Annotated in this window: 29 protein-coding genes; 26 read left to right on the top strand and 3 right to left on the bottom strand. The window is 38.4% G+C overall.

The window, feature by feature from the left end; translation table 11 throughout:
* Positions 1-3 precede the first annotated feature (3 nt).
* The 12 genes from EsVE80_RS11185 to EsVE80_RS11130 all read left to right on the top strand — a co-directional run bounded on the left by EsVE80_RS11185 (position 4) and on the right by EsVE80_RS11130 (position 5820).
* Positions 4-813, top strand: coding sequence for a FliH/SctL family protein (locus tag EsVE80_RS11185; protein ID WP_173103789.1), 810 nt, complete (start codon positions 4-6; stop codon positions 811-813).
* On the top strand, positions 810-1448 hold the full coding sequence (locus EsVE80_RS11180; protein ID WP_173103788.1) for an NUMOD4 domain-containing protein: 639 nt from the start codon (positions 810-812) through the stop codon (positions 1446-1448). The genes EsVE80_RS11185 and EsVE80_RS11180 overlap by 4 nt, the downstream gene beginning before the upstream one ends.
* Complete coding sequence (gene ssb, locus EsVE80_RS11175) at positions 1445-1930, top strand: single-stranded DNA-binding protein (protein WP_173103787.1); 486 nt, start codon at positions 1445-1447, stop codon at positions 1928-1930. The genes EsVE80_RS11180 and ssb overlap by 4 nt, the downstream gene beginning before the upstream one ends.
* Positions 1931-1941: 11 nt before the next feature.
* Positions 1942-2430 (top strand): hypothetical protein, encoded by a 489-nt coding sequence (locus tag EsVE80_RS11170; protein WP_173103786.1) that lies wholly within the window; start codon positions 1942-1944, stop codon positions 2428-2430.
* 116 nt (positions 2431-2546) lie between these two features.
* On the top strand, positions 2547-2963 hold the full coding sequence (gene dut / locus EsVE80_RS11165; protein ID WP_232061197.1) for a dUTP diphosphatase: 417 nt from the start codon (positions 2547-2549) through the stop codon (positions 2961-2963).
* Positions 2964-3166: 203 nt separating this feature from the next.
* Positions 3167-3370 carry a hypothetical protein gene (locus EsVE80_RS11160; protein WP_173103784.1) on the top strand — a complete coding sequence of 68 codons (204 nt, stop codon included), beginning with the start codon at positions 3167-3169 and terminating at the stop codon, positions 3368-3370.
* Between the two features lie 34 nt (positions 3371-3404).
* Positions 3405-4316 carry a DNA cytosine methyltransferase gene (locus tag EsVE80_RS11155; RefSeq protein ID WP_173103783.1) on the top strand — a complete coding sequence of 304 codons (912 nt, stop codon included), beginning with the start codon at positions 3405-3407 and terminating at the stop codon, positions 4314-4316.
* A 17-nt stretch (positions 4317-4333) separates the two neighbouring features.
* Entirely contained in the window at positions 4334-4837 is a 504-nt protein-coding gene (locus EsVE80_RS11150; protein WP_173103782.1) for a hypothetical protein, read from the top strand.
* The gene (locus tag EsVE80_RS11145) at positions 4834-5031 is read left to right on the top strand and encodes a hypothetical protein (protein ID WP_173103781.1); all 198 of its coding nucleotides are present in this window, start codon (positions 4834-4836) and stop codon (positions 5029-5031) included. Before EsVE80_RS11150 ends, EsVE80_RS11145 begins: the two co-directional genes overlap by 4 nt.
* Positions 5028-5255 carry a hypothetical protein gene (locus tag EsVE80_RS11140; protein ID WP_173103780.1) on the top strand — a complete coding sequence of 76 codons (228 nt, stop codon included), beginning with the start codon at positions 5028-5030 and terminating at the stop codon, positions 5253-5255. The genes EsVE80_RS11145 and EsVE80_RS11140 overlap by 4 nt, the downstream gene beginning before the upstream one ends.
* Positions 5252-5650, top strand: a complete 399-nt coding sequence (locus tag EsVE80_RS11135; RefSeq protein ID WP_173103779.1) for a hypothetical protein — start codon at positions 5252-5254, stop codon at positions 5648-5650. The genes EsVE80_RS11140 and EsVE80_RS11135 overlap by 4 nt, the downstream gene beginning before the upstream one ends.
* Positions 5647-5820, top strand: a complete 174-nt coding sequence (locus EsVE80_RS11130) for a hypothetical protein (RefSeq protein ID WP_173103778.1) — start codon at positions 5647-5649, stop codon at positions 5818-5820. The genes EsVE80_RS11135 and EsVE80_RS11130 overlap by 4 nt, the downstream gene beginning before the upstream one ends.
* A gap of 40 nt (positions 5821-5860) precedes the next feature.
* Here EsVE80_RS11130 and EsVE80_RS11125 read toward each other — a convergent pair whose 3' ends face one another.
* Genes EsVE80_RS11125 through EsVE80_RS11115 form a run of 3 tightly spaced genes read right to left on the bottom strand, consistent with a single transcriptional unit; the run spans position 5861 to position 7295 of the window.
* Entirely contained in the window at positions 5861-6436 is a 576-nt protein-coding gene (locus EsVE80_RS11125; protein WP_173103777.1) for a hypothetical protein, read from the bottom strand.
* A 15-nt stretch (positions 6437-6451) separates the two neighbouring features.
* Positions 6452-6769: a hypothetical protein gene (locus EsVE80_RS11120; protein WP_173103776.1), complete on the bottom strand. Its 318-nt coding sequence runs from the start codon at positions 6767-6769 to the stop codon at positions 6452-6454.
* A 28-nt stretch (positions 6770-6797) separates the two neighbouring features.
* Complete coding sequence (locus tag EsVE80_RS11115) at positions 6798-7295, bottom strand: hypothetical protein (RefSeq protein ID WP_173103775.1); 498 nt, start codon at positions 7293-7295, stop codon at positions 6798-6800.
* Between the two features lie 209 nt (positions 7296-7504).
* On the opposite strand from EsVE80_RS11115, the gene EsVE80_RS11110 reads away from it, so the two are divergent.
* From EsVE80_RS11110 to gpG, 14 genes are all read left to right on the top strand, one after another.
* Positions 7505-7918, top strand: a complete 414-nt coding sequence (locus EsVE80_RS11110; RefSeq protein ID WP_173103774.1) for a hypothetical protein — start codon at positions 7505-7507, stop codon at positions 7916-7918.
* Between the two features lie 200 nt (positions 7919-8118).
* Entirely contained in the window at positions 8119-8427 is a 309-nt protein-coding gene (locus EsVE80_RS11105) for an HNH endonuclease (RefSeq protein ID WP_173103773.1), read from the top strand.
* Between the two features lie 136 nt (positions 8428-8563).
* Positions 8564-8923, top strand: a complete 360-nt coding sequence (locus EsVE80_RS11100; RefSeq protein WP_173104198.1) for a hypothetical protein — start codon at positions 8564-8566, stop codon at positions 8921-8923.
* On the top strand, positions 8917-10557 hold the full coding sequence (locus EsVE80_RS11095) for a terminase TerL endonuclease subunit (RefSeq protein WP_408639880.1): 1641 nt from the start codon (positions 8917-8919) through the stop codon (positions 10555-10557). Before EsVE80_RS11100 ends, EsVE80_RS11095 begins: the two co-directional genes overlap by 7 nt.
* Before the next feature lie 10 nt (positions 10558-10567).
* Positions 10568-10726 carry a hypothetical protein gene (locus EsVE80_RS11090; RefSeq protein ID WP_173103771.1) on the top strand — a complete coding sequence of 53 codons (159 nt, stop codon included), beginning with the start codon at positions 10568-10570 and terminating at the stop codon, positions 10724-10726.
* 40 nt (positions 10727-10766) lie between these two features.
* Entirely contained in the window at positions 10767-11918 is a 1152-nt protein-coding gene (locus EsVE80_RS11085; RefSeq protein ID WP_173104197.1) for a phage portal protein, read from the top strand.
* Complete coding sequence (locus EsVE80_RS11080; RefSeq protein WP_173103770.1) at positions 11908-12651, top strand: head maturation protease, ClpP-related; 744 nt, start codon at positions 11908-11910, stop codon at positions 12649-12651. The genes EsVE80_RS11085 and EsVE80_RS11080 overlap by 11 nt, the downstream gene beginning before the upstream one ends.
* Before the next feature lie 23 nt (positions 12652-12674).
* Entirely contained in the window at positions 12675-13820 is a 1146-nt protein-coding gene (locus EsVE80_RS11075) for a phage major capsid protein (RefSeq protein ID WP_173103769.1), read from the top strand.
* Positions 13821-13956: 136 nt separating this feature from the next.
* Positions 13957-14235 (top strand): phage gp6-like head-tail connector protein, encoded by a 279-nt coding sequence (locus tag EsVE80_RS11070; RefSeq protein WP_173103768.1) that lies wholly within the window; start codon positions 13957-13959, stop codon positions 14233-14235.
* Positions 14219-14611, top strand: a complete 393-nt coding sequence (locus tag EsVE80_RS11065) for a phage head-tail adapter protein (protein WP_232061195.1) — start codon at positions 14219-14221, stop codon at positions 14609-14611. Before EsVE80_RS11070 ends, EsVE80_RS11065 begins: the two co-directional genes overlap by 17 nt.
* Positions 14608-15003: a hypothetical protein gene (locus EsVE80_RS11060; protein ID WP_173103767.1), complete on the top strand. Its 396-nt coding sequence runs from the start codon at positions 14608-14610 to the stop codon at positions 15001-15003. The genes EsVE80_RS11065 and EsVE80_RS11060 overlap by 4 nt, the downstream gene beginning before the upstream one ends.
* A complete protein-coding gene (locus EsVE80_RS11055) occupies positions 15000-15395 on the top strand; it encodes a hypothetical protein (RefSeq protein ID WP_173103766.1) in 396 nt (131 codons plus the stop codon). Before EsVE80_RS11060 ends, EsVE80_RS11055 begins: the two co-directional genes overlap by 4 nt.
* 13 nt (positions 15396-15408) lie before the next feature.
* A complete protein-coding gene (locus EsVE80_RS11050; protein ID WP_173103765.1) occupies positions 15409-16014 on the top strand; it encodes a phage tail protein in 606 nt (201 codons plus the stop codon).
* Between the two features lie 55 nt (positions 16015-16069).
* A complete protein-coding gene (gpG, locus tag EsVE80_RS11045) occupies positions 16070-16450 on the top strand; it encodes a phage tail assembly chaperone G (protein ID WP_173103764.1) in 381 nt (126 codons plus the stop codon).
* Positions 16451-16483: the final 33 nt, after the last annotated feature.

The following is a 16483-nucleotide window of genomic DNA, read 5'->3' as shown; positions in this document are numbered from 1 at the left end:
AAATTGGCAGAACGTAGAATGTTCGCAAAAACAATAATAGATAGTGACGCTTTTCTGGATATGCCACTATCTTCGCAAGCCTTATACTTTCATCTTTCGATGAGAGCTGATGATGAAGGATTTATTAATAATCCCAAAAAAATACAGCGCATGATTGGTTCGTCAGATGACGATTTGCGAATTTTGATGGCAAAAAATTTTATTTTAGCGTTCGAGAGTGGCGTGATTGTAATAAAGCACTGGAAAATTCATAACTATATTCGCAATGACAGATTTAAACCTACGATGTATCAAGACGAAAAGGCGCTGTTAAGCGAAAAAGATAACAAATCATACTCTCTAGATGGTGTTGGTATACCAAACGACAACCAACTGACATACCAAATGGATACACAGGTTAGGTTAGGTAAGGATAGGTTAGGTAAGGATAGAGATAGAAAAGATATTACGCCTTCGGAGGAACCTCCGAAAGCTAAACCTGTTCGTCACAAATATGGCGAATATAAAAATGTCCTTTTAACAGATCAAGACATGGAGAAACTGCAAACTGAGTTCCCAAGCGACTGGCAAGACCGTATTGAACGACTGTCGAGTTATATCGCATCAACTGGCAAGACCTATAAAAATCATCTTGCAACAATTAGAAATTGGGCGAGAAAAGATAAGGCGCAGCAAGCCTATGGACAACCAGTCAAACGTGAGGAAATGCCGAATTGGGACGCGCAAACGACCGCAAGTAGTCCATCTCGAAAAGCGGAAATAGAAAAAATGATGGAAGAATTCTTCATAGATAACGTGGAGGAAAACAGATGATTAATAATACAGTTTGGAAGCCTGTTAAAGACTATGAATCCTTATATGAAGTATCTAATACTGGGAAAGTTAAGTCGCTTAGAAACAAAAAAATATTGGCACTGTCAATTACGACTACAGGTTATAAGAAAGTTGAATTATACAAAAGTAAAAAGAAAAGAAGCTTTAAAGTCCACAGGTTAGTAGCTACCGCTTTTATTGAAAATCCTAAAAAACTGCCTATCGTTAATCATTTGGACGGAAATCCATTTAATAATTGTGTCGAAAATTTAGAGTGGTGCAATCAAAAAAGAAACATGCAACATGCATATGATATCGGACTTATACCTAGCAAGTTACACAAGTACAAGAAGAATTTGCTTGATGAATACAAAAATACAGATATTTCACTTAGAGCATTAGCTAAAAAATATGAAGTTTCTCCCAAATCTCTAAGTCGTTTGTTGAGGGAGAATAATGTAATTGTAAGAAGCATTTCGGATTCTAAAGATTTTTATAAAATAGATAAAATGAAAATGGTTTCTATGTTTGATAACGGTAAAGGTAATAAGGAGATAGCAGATTTTTTTAACGTTAATAAAGGATTGATAGCAACATACAGATGTAAATATAAAAAGGGAGTTTTAAATTTATGATAAACCAAGTTGTACTTATTGGCAGACTTACTAAAGACCCCGGCCTCAAATATACCGCAAACGGTCAAGCAGCAGCAAGTTTTACTTTAGCGGTAAATCGTAATTTCACGAACCAAAATGGTGAGCGTGAAGCAGATTTTATCAATTGCGTAATCTGGCGTAAACCAGCTGAAACCTTAGCAAATTATGCCCGTAAAGGAACGCTGCTAGGTGTTACCGGCCGTATTCAAACGCGAAATTATGAAAATCAACAAGGACAGCGAGTGTACGTGACAGAAGTAGTAGTTGAAAATTTTCAACTACTGGAGAGCAAGAATAGCAATTCTAGCCAAAATACACGCGATACAGGCGTTTCGAATAATCAAACGAATAATTACGCTCCTGACAATCAAAACGCAACACAGACGAATTTAGGCGTGAACCCGATAAATGACTTTGAAGCTACGACAATCGATATTAATGATGACGATTTGCCGTTTTGAGGTGAATGAATATGACAATTAAGGAACAGAAACATCAAATCGTTTTGAGGCAATGTGAAATCTTAGATAGCGATTTATCAGAAGAGGAAAGAAACGAAAAGCTTAAGCCGCTGTTTAAAGAATTTTGCCGTTTGAAACAGTTACAAATGAAACAGAATAAGCCTAAAACTAAAAAGACAATAGATATGTCTGTACGTCTAACAGATATCGATACAGGAGAAGAACGATTCTTTGAATCAATGATTGCGGCAGCTATGTTTTTAGATAAAAGTGCCAGTGTTTTTAATAAAGAAGTACGAAAAAATAATGGAATAATACAAGGCTATAAATATGAGCGTAGAAACAAGAAATATCGCTATCAAAAAGGCAACCGCAGAATTGAAGGCTCTATACCTGAGATTGCCAGACGTTTAGAAGTCGGAGAAGTGTACATTCGAGCTTTAAATTCGCAACCTACTAAAAATATATCTGTGGTTGAAATTGATCGATGGAAGGATTAGGGAGATTGAGTGATGATACTGCGATTGAAGATTCGGACTACGTATTGAACTGTGGAGAAGATTAAAGTGGAGGTATTTTAATGCAATTAAAAGTAAAACGACTAACCGAAACGGCGGTGCTGCCGGTTAGGGCACATCAATCTGATGCGGGATTTGATATTTGTGCGGATGAGAATATCACGATTAATGCAGGAGAGACGGTCACGGTCAGTACAGGGCTGTCTATCGCAATCCCAGAAGGCTATTACGGGCGTTTAAAAGGTCGTAGCGGTCTTACATCTAAGACAGCTCTACGCGTGCAGGAAGGCACAATAGATAGCGATTATCGCGGAGAAATTAAAGTCATTTGCGATGTGCGAGATGCAATGCTATCCGGTGACGTGTGGAATGATGAGTATTACTTGGAAATTACCAAGGGTGCGAAAATTGCCCAGCTAATCATCCAGCCTCTCCCAACCGTGGATGTGGTAGAGGTTGACGAACTAGACGATACAGACCGTGGCGACGGTGGCTTTGGGAGTACGGGGGTGTAGGTGATGAACGCCAGCCTAGTAAATTTCCTACGCCAGCTACTTTTCTGGCTGAACGAACACTATCGCAGTGGGCCGAGCTGTGGAACTATATTTTGAATTATCTAGCTAATTATGGTTAATCCGCTAAGGACGAAATTAACAAACTGGTTTTGTAATCATCAAAAATGAAGATTTCAAACTACAAAAGTTGAGGAGTAGAAAATATGAAAAAATACAATGTACTGATTGACACGCAGGAGGGGCAACTATTTCTGTTCCCAATCAAAGCAGAAAGCTATAAACATGCAAATGCTCTTGTTATGAGAGAAAGTTCCCGTCATGATTTTTTGGACGGACTTGAAATTTCTACTATTGGAGTTTTCGAGGAAGGAAATTCGGTGAATCTGCTTGAAAATACTACTTTTTGAATTACTTGGCTAATTTTGGGTAGGGGGAGAGAAGATGCTACAAATTCTGGAGCTTTTCGGCGGAATCGGAAGCCCGAGAGTAGCGCTACGGAACATGGGAGTGCCTACGAAATCAATTGACTATGTGGAGATTGACCAAAAAGCAGTTGACAGTTATAACGCCATTTTCGCTAGCGAACTAACGAATCAAACGCAATCGGTGGTCAACTGGAATCTAAAGCCGGATATCTTAATCCACGGAAGTCCATGCCAAGATATTTCAGTTGCTGGCAAAAAACGAGGCGCGGATAAAGGTTCTGGTACACGCTCCTCACTCATGTGGGAGACGCTCCGTATCATCCGAGACATGGGCATCTGGCGTCCGAAGATTGTGATATGGGAAAACGTTAAGGGCGTTCTCCATAAGCGCATGAGGGCTAATTTTAATCAGTATCTCGAGGAAATGGAAAGCCTAGGATATGTCAATAGTTTTGAGACACTGGACGCCAGGGATTTTGGATTGCCACAGAACCGGCAACGAGTTTTTACAATCTCGATGCTCCAAAACGAGGCGTTTAATTTTAACATCCTACGGCGATCTGCAATGCGAGATATTCGAGAGCTTTTAGAGACTGATGTAAGTGACGAGTACACGATTAGCAGTCCGTCTATGCTGTCTAAAATAAATAGCAACGACAGTGGCTTTGGAGGACGGTTAAAGCCGATAGATGAGTATTGCTGGACGATTACAACTAAACAAAACAGATGCCCAAACAGCGGTATTGTGCCAATCGGGGAAGATAAGTTTAGATTGCTAACCGAGCGAGAATGCTGGAGACTGCAAGGCTACTCTGACGAGGATTACGATGCGGCCGCTAGCGTTAACGGTAAAACTGCCTTGTATATGCAGTCTGGCAATAGCATACCGGTGACGATATTCGAGGCGCTGTTTGAAGCAATGATTTAAGACGAGGAGGACCAAAAATGAAAGTAAGCGAAGCGATCAAGATTTTAGAAAGCAAAGTATTGAAATCAGAAGAAAACTTGAAGCATTTTCATAAAGAAAGCCAAGGTTACGCTGCTAACGAAGCAAGAATTATCGCATACAACATCGCCATCAATAAATTGGAGCAGATTGACGAACCGCAATGCGAGAAGGTTGAAGTGACAGAGAAGCAAGCGGAGCTGTTGAGAGCTTTTAGAGATGAGTCGCTTTACGAATTGCTTGCTAATTGCCTTAGAGAAGACGAAGAGCTAATGGCTAAAGCCAGACTTTTCGGCTACACCGTCAATCCGAAGCGGTGGGTGGTTACGACCGCAGATTCAGACACTTGCTATCTCAAGCGTTTTAGGGTGGGAAAAGAATACGTTGAAGAAGGTATCAGTAAAGTCTGGGTTGGAGATCTTAAACAGGCGTTTACTTTTGACGACCGCGCCAAAGCCGAGGCGGTCGCTACGTTGGTTGAGGGGACGGTGGAGGAGGTATGAAAATATACGCAATCTACTACCACATCTCGAATGACTATAGTTGGAAGTTTTATGGAGCATTTGCATCAATGGAACTAGCAAAAGATTTACAAGAGCATCTTTGGCGAAGAATTAGCAAGCCGGAGAGAGAAGTCGTTGCTACAAAAATTATTGAGTTTGTTGAGGGCGATTTGATTGAGGAGGTAGCGGAATGAGCGGACGACGACAAGTGATTAAAATCGGCGAATATTACTATGTAGAAGATTACAACGCCGGAACAAGTTTAGCTTTGAATAGGAACATTCAAAATGCAACTTGGTTTGATTCCTCTATCCCGCATCATAAAACCAAAATGGAAGGTATTTGTTTAAATTATGGCGGTGTGATTTGCGATTTGATTGACGAATTACAGTCCGATTTAACGGAGGTAGAGGAATGAGAAAAGAAAAATACACTGATATGTCTTTAACCGATGAACAAGCCGCTCTTTTGGGATTCAAGAGCTTTTCCGAACCCGAGCAGTACATCCAAGTCAAGGACGTGCGCTACACACTGGATGAATTTAATCGTATCGGTGACTATCTACTTGGGCGTAAGCTCACCGACGATCAGCAGGTCGTGTTGGAGTGGTTGAAAGGAATAGCCGGTAATGATGGTTCGTTGATTAAAGCCGTGTACAATCTCTATCACCTAAATCTTGCAAGAAGTGAAATTTTCAAAGGAAATGAAAAACTAGCAAAAGTTAGAACTGCATTGAGAAGACTAACTCGGCAACAAGAAGTGGAAGTCCTCGCAGCCTTTGCGGAGTGGGGAAGCAAGGAGGAACAGTCATGAGAGAAATTATTGTGTGGTTAAGCGCTGATGGCGGTAATGACATCTACGAGACAATTACTGTTCCAAACGACTTTACCGAAGAACAAGTTGAAAAGGTTGCTAAGCAAGCAATTTTTAATAATATCGATTGGGGCTGGTATGAGAAGGAGGATACCCTTGCCAGCAACTAAGGCAATTAAATTAATCGTGAATTTGCAGAAAAAGACTAGTCTAACTAGTCTTTTTTCCTGCGAAGGTTGCATTATGAGCGCCGATTAAAAAGTTTTGAATAAAAGGCACGCTGTTTTTTGGAGTTAATGCTGTCATCTCGCCAAAAGCTTTTATGTTATACGCGATACAAAGTTTAAAGTAATCTTCTAAGAAGTCATCAAGTGAATCACCTTCCTGCTTTGGACTATCTCTTAATAGTTTTTGAAGATGGATTTTACTGTTTTTGCGATCGCCGCCGGCAGATAGTGCTTTTCCAAATTTGTAACCTGCATCTAAAAATGATTTTAATTTAACACTTTCTTCTTTATCAATCATATGTTCCCCTTCTTTCGTTTGATTTAATTTAGCTAACTCATTTTCAAGTTCGTATTGTGCTAATTTATTACGAATGTCAGACATTGACATTTCAGCAAAGTAAGAAAATTCATCAAGAATTTGGATTGGTAGGGAAGTAACGGGCTTATCACGCTGCTTCCATGTGGACAGGGTTTGCTGACTGATTGAGCTTTGTTTCGCGAATGCATAAACCGACATTTTTAAATCAGTTTCAATAAATTTAGTTACAGGGTAGGTCATATTATCGCTCCTTTTCTAAGCAAGATTTTTTAATTCTTCAATAATTTGTGAATCAACAGAAAATTTAATGTTTTTAGATTTTAAGTCATCTATCAGTGCTTTTGTTTCCAAATCATTCAAATTTGCATATCCAGTATAGATATCAAACTTGCGACCAGCAGGGGCCCAAAAACCGCCGTTTTCCCACGGATTGTCCCAAGAGTAATATTCTGTAAGAACCACCGCATGATTGTGATACTCGCTAAGTTCAAAACCAACTTGATTTTCTCCCACGTTTTGATAAAAAGAGGATTGCTTAGTGATTAGAATAGTTTCTACTTTTTTTGTTTTCATGATGATCTCTCCTTATTATTAATATTTTTTAACCAATTTTTCTATATGTTTCTTTCAATTGATTCAACTTATCGTTTTCTTTTCTAATGAAAAAATCTGCAATAATAAAAGATTCTGAATCATAATTACTAAATAATTGTTCAGCGCGTTTGATATTTTTTTTAGTTTTTATGAATGTTACATCGTCAACAATAACCGCTTTGTCTTCTTTAACAGAAACAAGTGAATAGAATTCTGTGTTTTCAACATAACCTTCAAATTCGCCAATTTCGTGAGTGTCAATGATTAATTCATAAACATCGTCGTCAGTAAGTTCGTCGTAGCATAATTGTAAGTCGATGTAGTGACTGTTAATTCGTTTTCCTTCTACATAATATTCAGTATCATTTTTTGTAATTTCAAACTGACTATTTTTTTCAGTTGAGTAACGGTCGTGTTTCACAACGTATTTAGCAACAACGGCTTTGATAACTTTTTCGATTTCTTTAACTTCAGTATTTTTGTTGAATTTAATAATTGTTCTCATATTAATCGTCTCCTTTTTTTATATCTCCCTCATCTACATTTATATTATATAACGTATGAATAGTAATTGTCAACAATAAATGAGTAGTATTTTAAATTTTTTTGTATGTTTTATGTATTGGCGTTTTGGCATTTTTACAAATTATATTTTTTTAAAAGCAAAGATATAATTGAATTAGTTACAACGATTTCAAGTTGGGAGGCATACAGTTGAAAAAAGGAACATTCAAAATGCTAGAAGGATTAATTGAAGATTATCCAACAATGGAAAGATATATTAAGCAAGTTGAATTAGAAATAGAATATCCGTGGCAGCAATCAGATGATAATGTTGGAGGTTCTCGCTCTACTTCTGCTACTTCTGCCACGGAGCGTGCAGGGCTAAAGTTAGCGACTGACAAACACTTGCGATTGCTTAGAGAACGCAAGAAAGCTTTAGATAAAACTGTACAGTCAGCTAAGCCAGAGACGATTAAAATCATCCGATTGTGGTATTGGACTAAGCCTCGAACAAAAACGTGGGATGGCATAGCAGAAGAAGTAGGCTATTCAAAACGCATGTGTCATCTATTGCGGAATGAATTCATTGAAAGCCTAGGCAAAGAGCTAGGAGAAATTAATTAATTATTGCACTATCATTGCACTTTTGAGGTCTGTCAAGGTGTTAAACTAGTATTATCAAAAGAAGCGGGAAACAGACAGAACAGCTATGACATGAGATTTCCTCCTGAAATCAACTCTTGAATGATGGTGTCTGGTTTCCCGTTTAAAATTAACTGTTTAGATCACTCATGCGAGTGGTCTTTTTATTTTGGAGGTGTGCCATGATTGATGTATCAACGAAGCAATCACGAGCAAGGTTCTATACTTCAAATGAATGGCGACGACTGAGGCAATCAATATTAGAACGCGATCACTTTGAGTGTCAGTGGTGTAAGGCGGAAGGTCGAGTGACAACCGATGCAGTGCTTGAAGTAGACCACATCAAAGAGCTGGCACAGTATCCAGAGTTATCAATGGAACCAAGCAACCTAAGAACACTGTGCAAAGATTGTCATAACAAACGACACAATCGTATGAATTACCGTGGTGTAGCTAAAAAAAGAAAATGGCAAGACGAATGGTGGGGTTGAAAGTACCCCCCATGAAAAGTTTTCATAAAAATTACAGAAAATCTAACCGGTGGATGGGGTCAACTACGCAGATGTTCTTACTAAAAGTGCGTAACCCCTACCCCCCTAACGAAACTAATACAAAGAAGGTGAGATTATTGTGGCGATTAGCGAACGAGATAAATTAGTGAACAAAGAAAAAAATAGATTAACGCAACTATTCAAAGATATTCCTGACGGAAAGAAAAAAGTAGTTGAAGGTTTGATTGTTCAGGCTGCACGCTTGCGGGTATCGCTAGATGAACTGTGGCAAGACTTGACGAATAATGGTGATTATGAAGAGTTCACCCAATCGGAAAAAACACCGTCATATGAACGAGAGCGGCCGGCAGCCAAATTATATAATGCTCGTGATCTTGCCTATCAGCGTATTATTAAGCAATTATCCGATTTACTTCCTGAAGGAGTGCCAAAACCAAACGATGGGCCTTCTGCTGATGGAAGTGATTTATTGTGACGCCTTATTTTTTTGAAGAGTATGTGAGTTTATATGAGCAAGGTATTATCCCTTTTAATAAAGAACGTATTCAACTTATTAACTATTTAAAAAACGAAGTCCTTATTCGAGATGATATCTATTTTGATGAAGACATGATTCAAAACTTTATTAGATATGCCGAGAAGAATTTCTTCCCATTAGCCAAATATCAAAAATTTATCACACCTTTCATTTTTCTTTATCGCAAAGAAGATGATGAGGTGTTTTTTGATGAGTTTTTAAACTCGATAGCGCGTGGAGGTGGCAAGAACGGTTTTATGTCTGCCAGAGATTCTTTCTTTATTAGCCCCCTACATGGGATAGAAAATTATGACGTCACCATAACAGCAAATTCCGAAAAGCAAGGAAAAGTGAGTTTTAAAGAAGTATACGAAACGGTTCAACGAAAAAGATTAGAGCAACAGTTTTACCTCACAAAAATGGCAATTACCAATCGTGTGACAAATTCAATATTTAGCTATCGCACTAATAATCCAAAAACTATGGATAGTGCCCGTGATGGCTGCTTGGAATTTGACGAAATCCACATGTTTGAGAATTCAGATATTGTCGATATTCAGCGGAGTGGGTTAGGCAAGATTAAACACCCCCGCACTTTTTACAACGGGACAAACGGCCATGTGAGAGAGGGATTCTATGACCGAATCTTGGAAAGAGCACAAAAAATATTTTCTGGCGAAGCGAAGAACGATCGCTTGTTTCCCTTCATTTGTAAATTAGACACCATCGATGAAATGGATAATCCGAAAATGTGGTCTAAAGCTAATCCGATGTTTGAAGAAGATTCACCCTATGCTAAACGATTGTACAGCACAGTGATGAAAGAATACTTGAAATTAGAGGAAGAGCCGTCGGGACGCAAGGAATTTGTTGTAAAACGAATGAATTTCACCGAAGGAGATGCCGAACGAGACATAGCGACACATGAACAGTTGCTGGCGACAAAACAAAACATTGAAGTTCCAATGGGAACACATTGTGTTGCAGGGTTCGACTATGCAAGTATTCGGGATTTTGTCAGCGTGGGTTTATTGTTCAAAGTTGATGACAAATTTTATTGGCATCAGCACAGTTTTGCTAGAAAAAAATTCTTGGATTCCTTTAAATTGAAAGCACCAATTCGTGAATGGGAAGATGCCGGCTTGGTCACAATCGTTGATGAACCGTCTATTGATCCACAGCACCTCATCGACTGGCTAAATGAGCAGCGGACAAAATACTCAATTGATTTAGTCTGTGCGGATGGATTTCGAATGGACCTCTTAAAGCCGTTATTAGAAAAAGAAGGCTATACTTATGAATTTTTAAGAAATCCACGTGGTGTGCAAGCGAAGGTGGCACCGATTATCGAAGATGGCTTTGCTAATGAACGTTTCATTTTTGGTGATGATCCGATGATGCGTTGGTATGTGAATAATTCGTATATTAAAGAAGATTCGCTTGGAAATCGTACTTTTTTAAAAAAAGAATCGGTCAGACGGAAAACGGATGGCTTCCACGCCTTTATAGCTGCGCTTTATAAACGTGAATCTATTGAAGAAACAGCAAGCTTTTCTGAATTCATGGATTTGATGGATGATTTGGATTTTTAGGAGGGAAAATATGTACAAACCACAATATCTAAATGTTGACCGTCAAGAAAAAACGGTGATGGCCGGTAACACAGTTTATTTTTGCAAAGTTACCACTACGCCTCTGGGTTATCAAAAAAAGCCGCCTGAAAAAATCGCAAACAAATCGGGGCGAAGATTTGCCCGTTAATTGATAAGAGCAGAAAGGGGGTGGAGGAGTGGCAAAAGCATTGAGTTTTGCAGATATTTTCAAGCGAAACAAAGAATTAGAGTGGATGTGGGATTTAGAATTCGTAAACGAAACGTCTCAACGAGTGTATTTAAAAAAGATGGCGGTTGATTCAGTTTTAAACTTTGTCGGGCGAACAATGTCTACAGTTCAATTCAAATTTACTAAAGACAAAAAAGCGATTCATTCGCCCTGGGATTATATTTTGAATGTACGACCGAACAAGGATATGTCCGCTACACTATTTTGGCAGAAATTTATTTACAAGCTGATGTTTGATAACGAAGTTTTGGTCATATTAAGCGACGACAATCAGTTGTTAATCGCCGATGATTTTTATCGAGAAGAATATGCTCTTTATGATGATCAATTTAAAAATGTTATTGTTAAAGATTATGAATTTAAACGCTCGTTTTTGATGGAAGATGTGATTTATCTACAGTACAACAACGAGCAACTCGAAAAATTCACTGATGGTCTGTTTAATGACTACGGGGAATTATTCGGTAGAATGATTGAAATTTCGATGCGAAACAATCAGATTCGCGGGAGCGTATCTGTTGATACAACGGGTTCTTTTAACGATGACGAGAAAGATTCACGTAAGCAAAGACTTCAAAGCTTTATTGACAAAATCTATAAAAGCTTCCGAACGTCGTCGGTGGCAATTGTCCCAAAAATGAAGGGGTTCGAATACGAGGAGTATACTAACAAGCAAGGTGTAACTAATCAATCGCTGGATGAATTAGATCGTATGAAAAAATCATTGATTAATGATGTTGCCAGAATGATTGGTGTGCCTTCTGCTTTGATTATGGCAGAAAACGCTGAATTAGATAGCAATTTGGAAGCATACCGCAAATTATGTTTAGCACCGCTGATTCGTAAATTAGTAGATGAATTATCTGCAAAACTTATTTCGAAGTCTGAATATGAAGCAGGTCAGCGAATTGAAGTGCTAAATGTGTTATCACCGAATCTTTTTGATTTGGCCGAAGCAATCGACAAAATCGTGTCAAGTGGCGCATTTTATGTTGATGAGGTTCGAAACGAAGCGGGTTATGACGATTTGCCTGATAACGAAGGCAAACAAAGATTACGCACTAAAAACTATGAAGATGTGAAGGGTGGTGAAAGCGAGAATGACACTTAAAATCAAAGTAAATGGGCCTATTATTAGCAACGGCGACAAGTGGTTTTATGATTGGTTTGAAGAAGAAGCTACGTGCCCAAACGACGTGTTAGGTGCTCTAACCGATAATAATGAAGATGTTGAGCTATCAATTAATTCCTATGGCGGCTTACTTGATTCGGGTAATGAAATCTATACAGCGTTGCGAAACTATCCTGGTAAAGTTACCGCTAACGTTATTATGGCCGGTAGTGCAGCAAGTATTATTGCCATGAGTGCCGATGTGGTTAAGATGTCGCCTGTTGGGCAAATTATGATTCATAATGTTCAAATGGGAGCAGGTGGCGATTATCACGATATGGATAAAGCTAGCGAAATTTTACAAAAATCTAATAAATCTATTGCCTCAGCCTATGAAGCAAAGACAGGTAAAAGTCACGAAGAAATATTAGCTTTAATGGATCGTGAAACGTGGATGACTGCTCAAGAAGCAGTTGAATTGGGCTTTGCTGATGATGTTATGTTCGAAAGTCAAGAGAAACCATTGTTGGTTGCCAGTGGGGCAAATAACATGATTAATCCAAAAATTATTGCAAAAGTTCGCGAACTCAAAAATCAACAGGAAAAACCTGTTGCAGAAATAAAAGTTAATCTTGATGAAATTCACGGTTATATCGATGAAAAACTAAATGAAATTAAAAACAAAAAAGATGAACCAGTTAACGAATCACCGTTCACTAGGTTCTTTTTTTAATACAAAAAAATGGAGGAAAGATAATGAAATTGAACAATATGGAAAAGTTTAACGAAGCAAAAATGGCTTTTGTCAACTTAGTAAAATCTACTGATGACAAAGACAAGCAAGGAGAAGCCTATAACGACATGTTAAGCGCACTTGCTGAAGATGTGATGGCAGAAGCACGGAAAGAGGCGCGTAAAGAAGCTGAAAGTTATGCGATTGGTTCAGCCGCAGATGGTAAATTATCTGCTACTCAACGTAAATTTTTTAATGCTATCAATACAGAAGTTGGCTACAAAGACGAAACATTGCTGCCTGAAGAAACAATTGATCAAATTTTTGAAGATTTGACAACACAACATCCTTTATTAGCAGCAATTGGTTTAAAAAATGCGGGTCTGCGCTTGAAATTCTTGAAATCTGAAACAAGCGGTGTTGCTGTTTGGGGTAAAATTTTCGGTGAGATTAAAGGTCAATTGGATGCGACATTTAGCGATGAAGAAGCCATCTCTAATAAATTAACTGCTTTTGTTGTCATTCCGAAAGATTTAACTGATTTCGGTCCGGCGTGGGTTGAGCGATTTGTACGTTTGCAAATTACCGAAGTTTTCTCTTTGGCATTAGAAATTGCGTTTTTAGATGGCGACGGGCAAGATAAACCAATCGGTTTAAATCGTGACATCAAAAATGGTACCACTTCAAATGGCGTCACAACATATCCTAAAAAAGCTGCACAAGGCGAGATTACATTTGCTGATCCTAAGGCTACTGTTAAGGAATTGACTAAACTGTTTAAATTCCACAGTACAAAAGAAAATGGTCAGCCTTTAACGATTTCTGGCTTAGTAACAATGGTAGTGAATCCAGAAGATGCATGGGAAGTTCGTGCGCAATACACTCATTTGAGCGCTGCAGGTGTCTATGTTACAGCTTTACCATTTAATCTTAATATTGTTGAATCGATTGCTCAAACTGCGGGTGAAGTTACAAGTTTTGTCAAAGGCCGTTACGATGCATATGTAGCTGGTGGTGTTAAAATTTCTAAATTTGATCAAACGTTGGCTTTAGAAGACTTAGAATTGTATGCTGCTAAGCAATTTGCATTTGGTATGGCCAAAGATATTAAAGCAACGGCAGTGTGGACGTTAAAATTAACTACCGAAGGTGAAACAGAAACACCCTAATCCAGCCACGCTAAAAGTGGCATTACCAAATGAAAATTGGACCATCGCTGAAATCAAAAAATATCTTGATGACAAGGGAATCGTATACAAATCATCAGATACAAAACCAATGCTTTTAAGCAAAGTAGGTGGTTAGATGGATGAAGATTTATTAAAAGAATTCAAAGCTAGAATGAAAATTTATCATTCATCAGAAGATGATAATCTTAAAATGATTCTGGCTGCTTCCAAAGAGGAAATTCATACTTTGGTAGGAAGCTTTGACCCGAAAGAATATCCACGTGGAAAAGAGTTGATTTTTGAACGCGGTCGTTATGCATACAATGACCAGTTGGAATATTTTTATCCCAACTTTCAAGAATCGATTCTGAATATTAGTTTTGATTTGATGGCAGGTGATGATGTTGGCGATTAGTCAAAATTACAAACGACCTAAGACTGGCGGTGCAGAACTTCGCACGCCGGTCTTTTTCTATGCTTACGTTCCGAATAATGGGCCTTTCCCTGGTGAATCACAAGAAAAGATTCTGCACAAAGCGATGGCTGAGGTCTATAACCCCTCGATGAAAGATTGGGAGTTACTAAATACGAAAAATACGAAACGTGCAGTCACAATTAATATTCGTGATCCGTTAAATGAATATCAGCCATCAAACAAACATATTGTTGAGTTGCAAGACTTTCATTTTCTTGATGAGAAAGAAAAATTTATTCGTTGGAATATCATCGACGTACAGCCAAATCCTAAAGATAGCCGATTTATCAAGATAATTTTAGGAGTGACATCATGAGTGTGTCTGTTAAGGGAACTGATGAAATTATCCGGAATATTGAAGCGAAACTTGGTAAAAATCGCGCAAATCGTGTGATAAATAAGGCGTTACGAAAAACAGGTGAAAAAAATAAGCAAATTGTGAAGCAACAAGTATCGAGCTATATCGATACTGGGAAAACACATGATTTAGTTATTACCAGCGGGGTCAAGAACAATCCCAAGCGAGTGGAAACAGGATGGGCAAGTAAAGAACGAGCTCCGCTTGTTCACTTGAGTGAATTTGGTTACACCCGCAATGGTCGTTATATTCGCCCGCGTGGTTTTGGCAAATTACAGGGTGCTGTAGATAAAATACAAGATTCTGCATTTAATGAAATGCGCGCAGAGTTAGAGGAGTTGGGTCGATGAAATATATGATGATGGAAGTTTACGAAGCTATAAAAAATGATACTACTATAGCAAGTCTAGTGGATAGCGATAGGATTAAATTTTTTGAAGCGCCTGAAACGTTGGATACATCTAAACCGTTTATCATTATTGATTCGACTTTAGGTCCCTCTACTTCTGCTTACTTTGCGGCAAATAAGGAAATGTCGAAGCAATTTAGTTATCAGATAAATGTAGAATCTACTAATTATTTAACGACTAAAAAAATTGCAAAGGCAGTACAAGATGTGATGCGAAAAATGGAATTTGGGCAGCTTACGGGCGGCTTAGATACGTACTTTGCAGAAACAAAACGATACGTTGATGCACGGCGATATCGAAAAAATACAAAAATACACGATACAGATTATTAGGGGGAATTAATAAATGGAAACTTATGGTTTTGATAAACTTTCAATTCGAGTTTTAAAAAATGACTTAACACCGGACACTACGAAAAAAATTCATGTGCTGGACGGAACACCTAAAGAGGGTGGGCCAACTGCAATGGAATTAACCGGACTTTCAAAAGAAGCTCAAAAAGTTTTTGCCGGCGATCGCGAATACTACATTGTACGAAAAGGTACGGGTAATGTAGCATCAAACTTCGGCTTGCTGGATGTTCCGTTTGCAATTGAACAAGAATTGTTAGGGTTGGTGACATTTGGAACTGACGGTGGTATTGATGGATTTGGTAAAAATACTGAAGCGCCTTATTGTGCTGCAGTAGCAGAATCAGAGGACTTATATGGCGAACCTGTCGCATTTGCGTTTTTAGCGGGTTCTTTTAATCGCGATGGGTTCTCACTTGCCACTAAAAACGATGAGGATTTTAACCCAGAAGCTGGTGAATATGTGTACAATGCGATGTCACGTGATATCACTATTGACGCAAAAACTGAATCAATGACAGTGATGCGAGCTTTCGGGGAAGAAAACGTGGAATCGTTAAAAACAGCGGTTTTGGGAACTGAAACACCAAGCGGAGAATAATAAATTATGAGGCTAATCAGAAATGATTAGTCTCTCTTTTTTTGGAGGAAAATTTATGGACAAGACAATTAAATTGAAATTGCGCATGAAAAACGGTGACGTTAAAACCTTTATGACAGATTTTGTTCCTTTTTCAAAACGACAAGAATATATCCGAAAAGAAGCAGAATTGGAAGAACGAAAAGACAAAGATGGGAACCCAACTGTTCCAACGCAAAGCGATTATTCGGAACTTCAAGCAGAATTTGTAGCCGGTTTATTTGATGATAAAGAAGTTACTGGAAAAACAATTTTAAATGGGATTGATACTCTGGAAAGCAATCAGATTATGGAAATTATTCGCTATCGGGTTCTTGGGTTCTCCAAAGAAGAGGAAGAAGCCGCAAAAAAAGCACTGGCGGAGGAACTCTTACTTGGCGAGAATTCTACGATCTAAATCTGGAGTTTGTCCGCGAAGTAATTGGAAGTA

The organism is Enterococcus saigonensis (assembly GCF_011397115.1).
In the GTDB taxonomy this organism is placed as follows: Bacteria; Bacillota; Bacilli; order Lactobacillales; family Enterococcaceae; genus Enterococcus_C; species Enterococcus_C saigonensis.
Note: the sequence above shows the minus strand (reverse complement) of the source record. Positions and strands in the feature narration are given on the sequence as shown.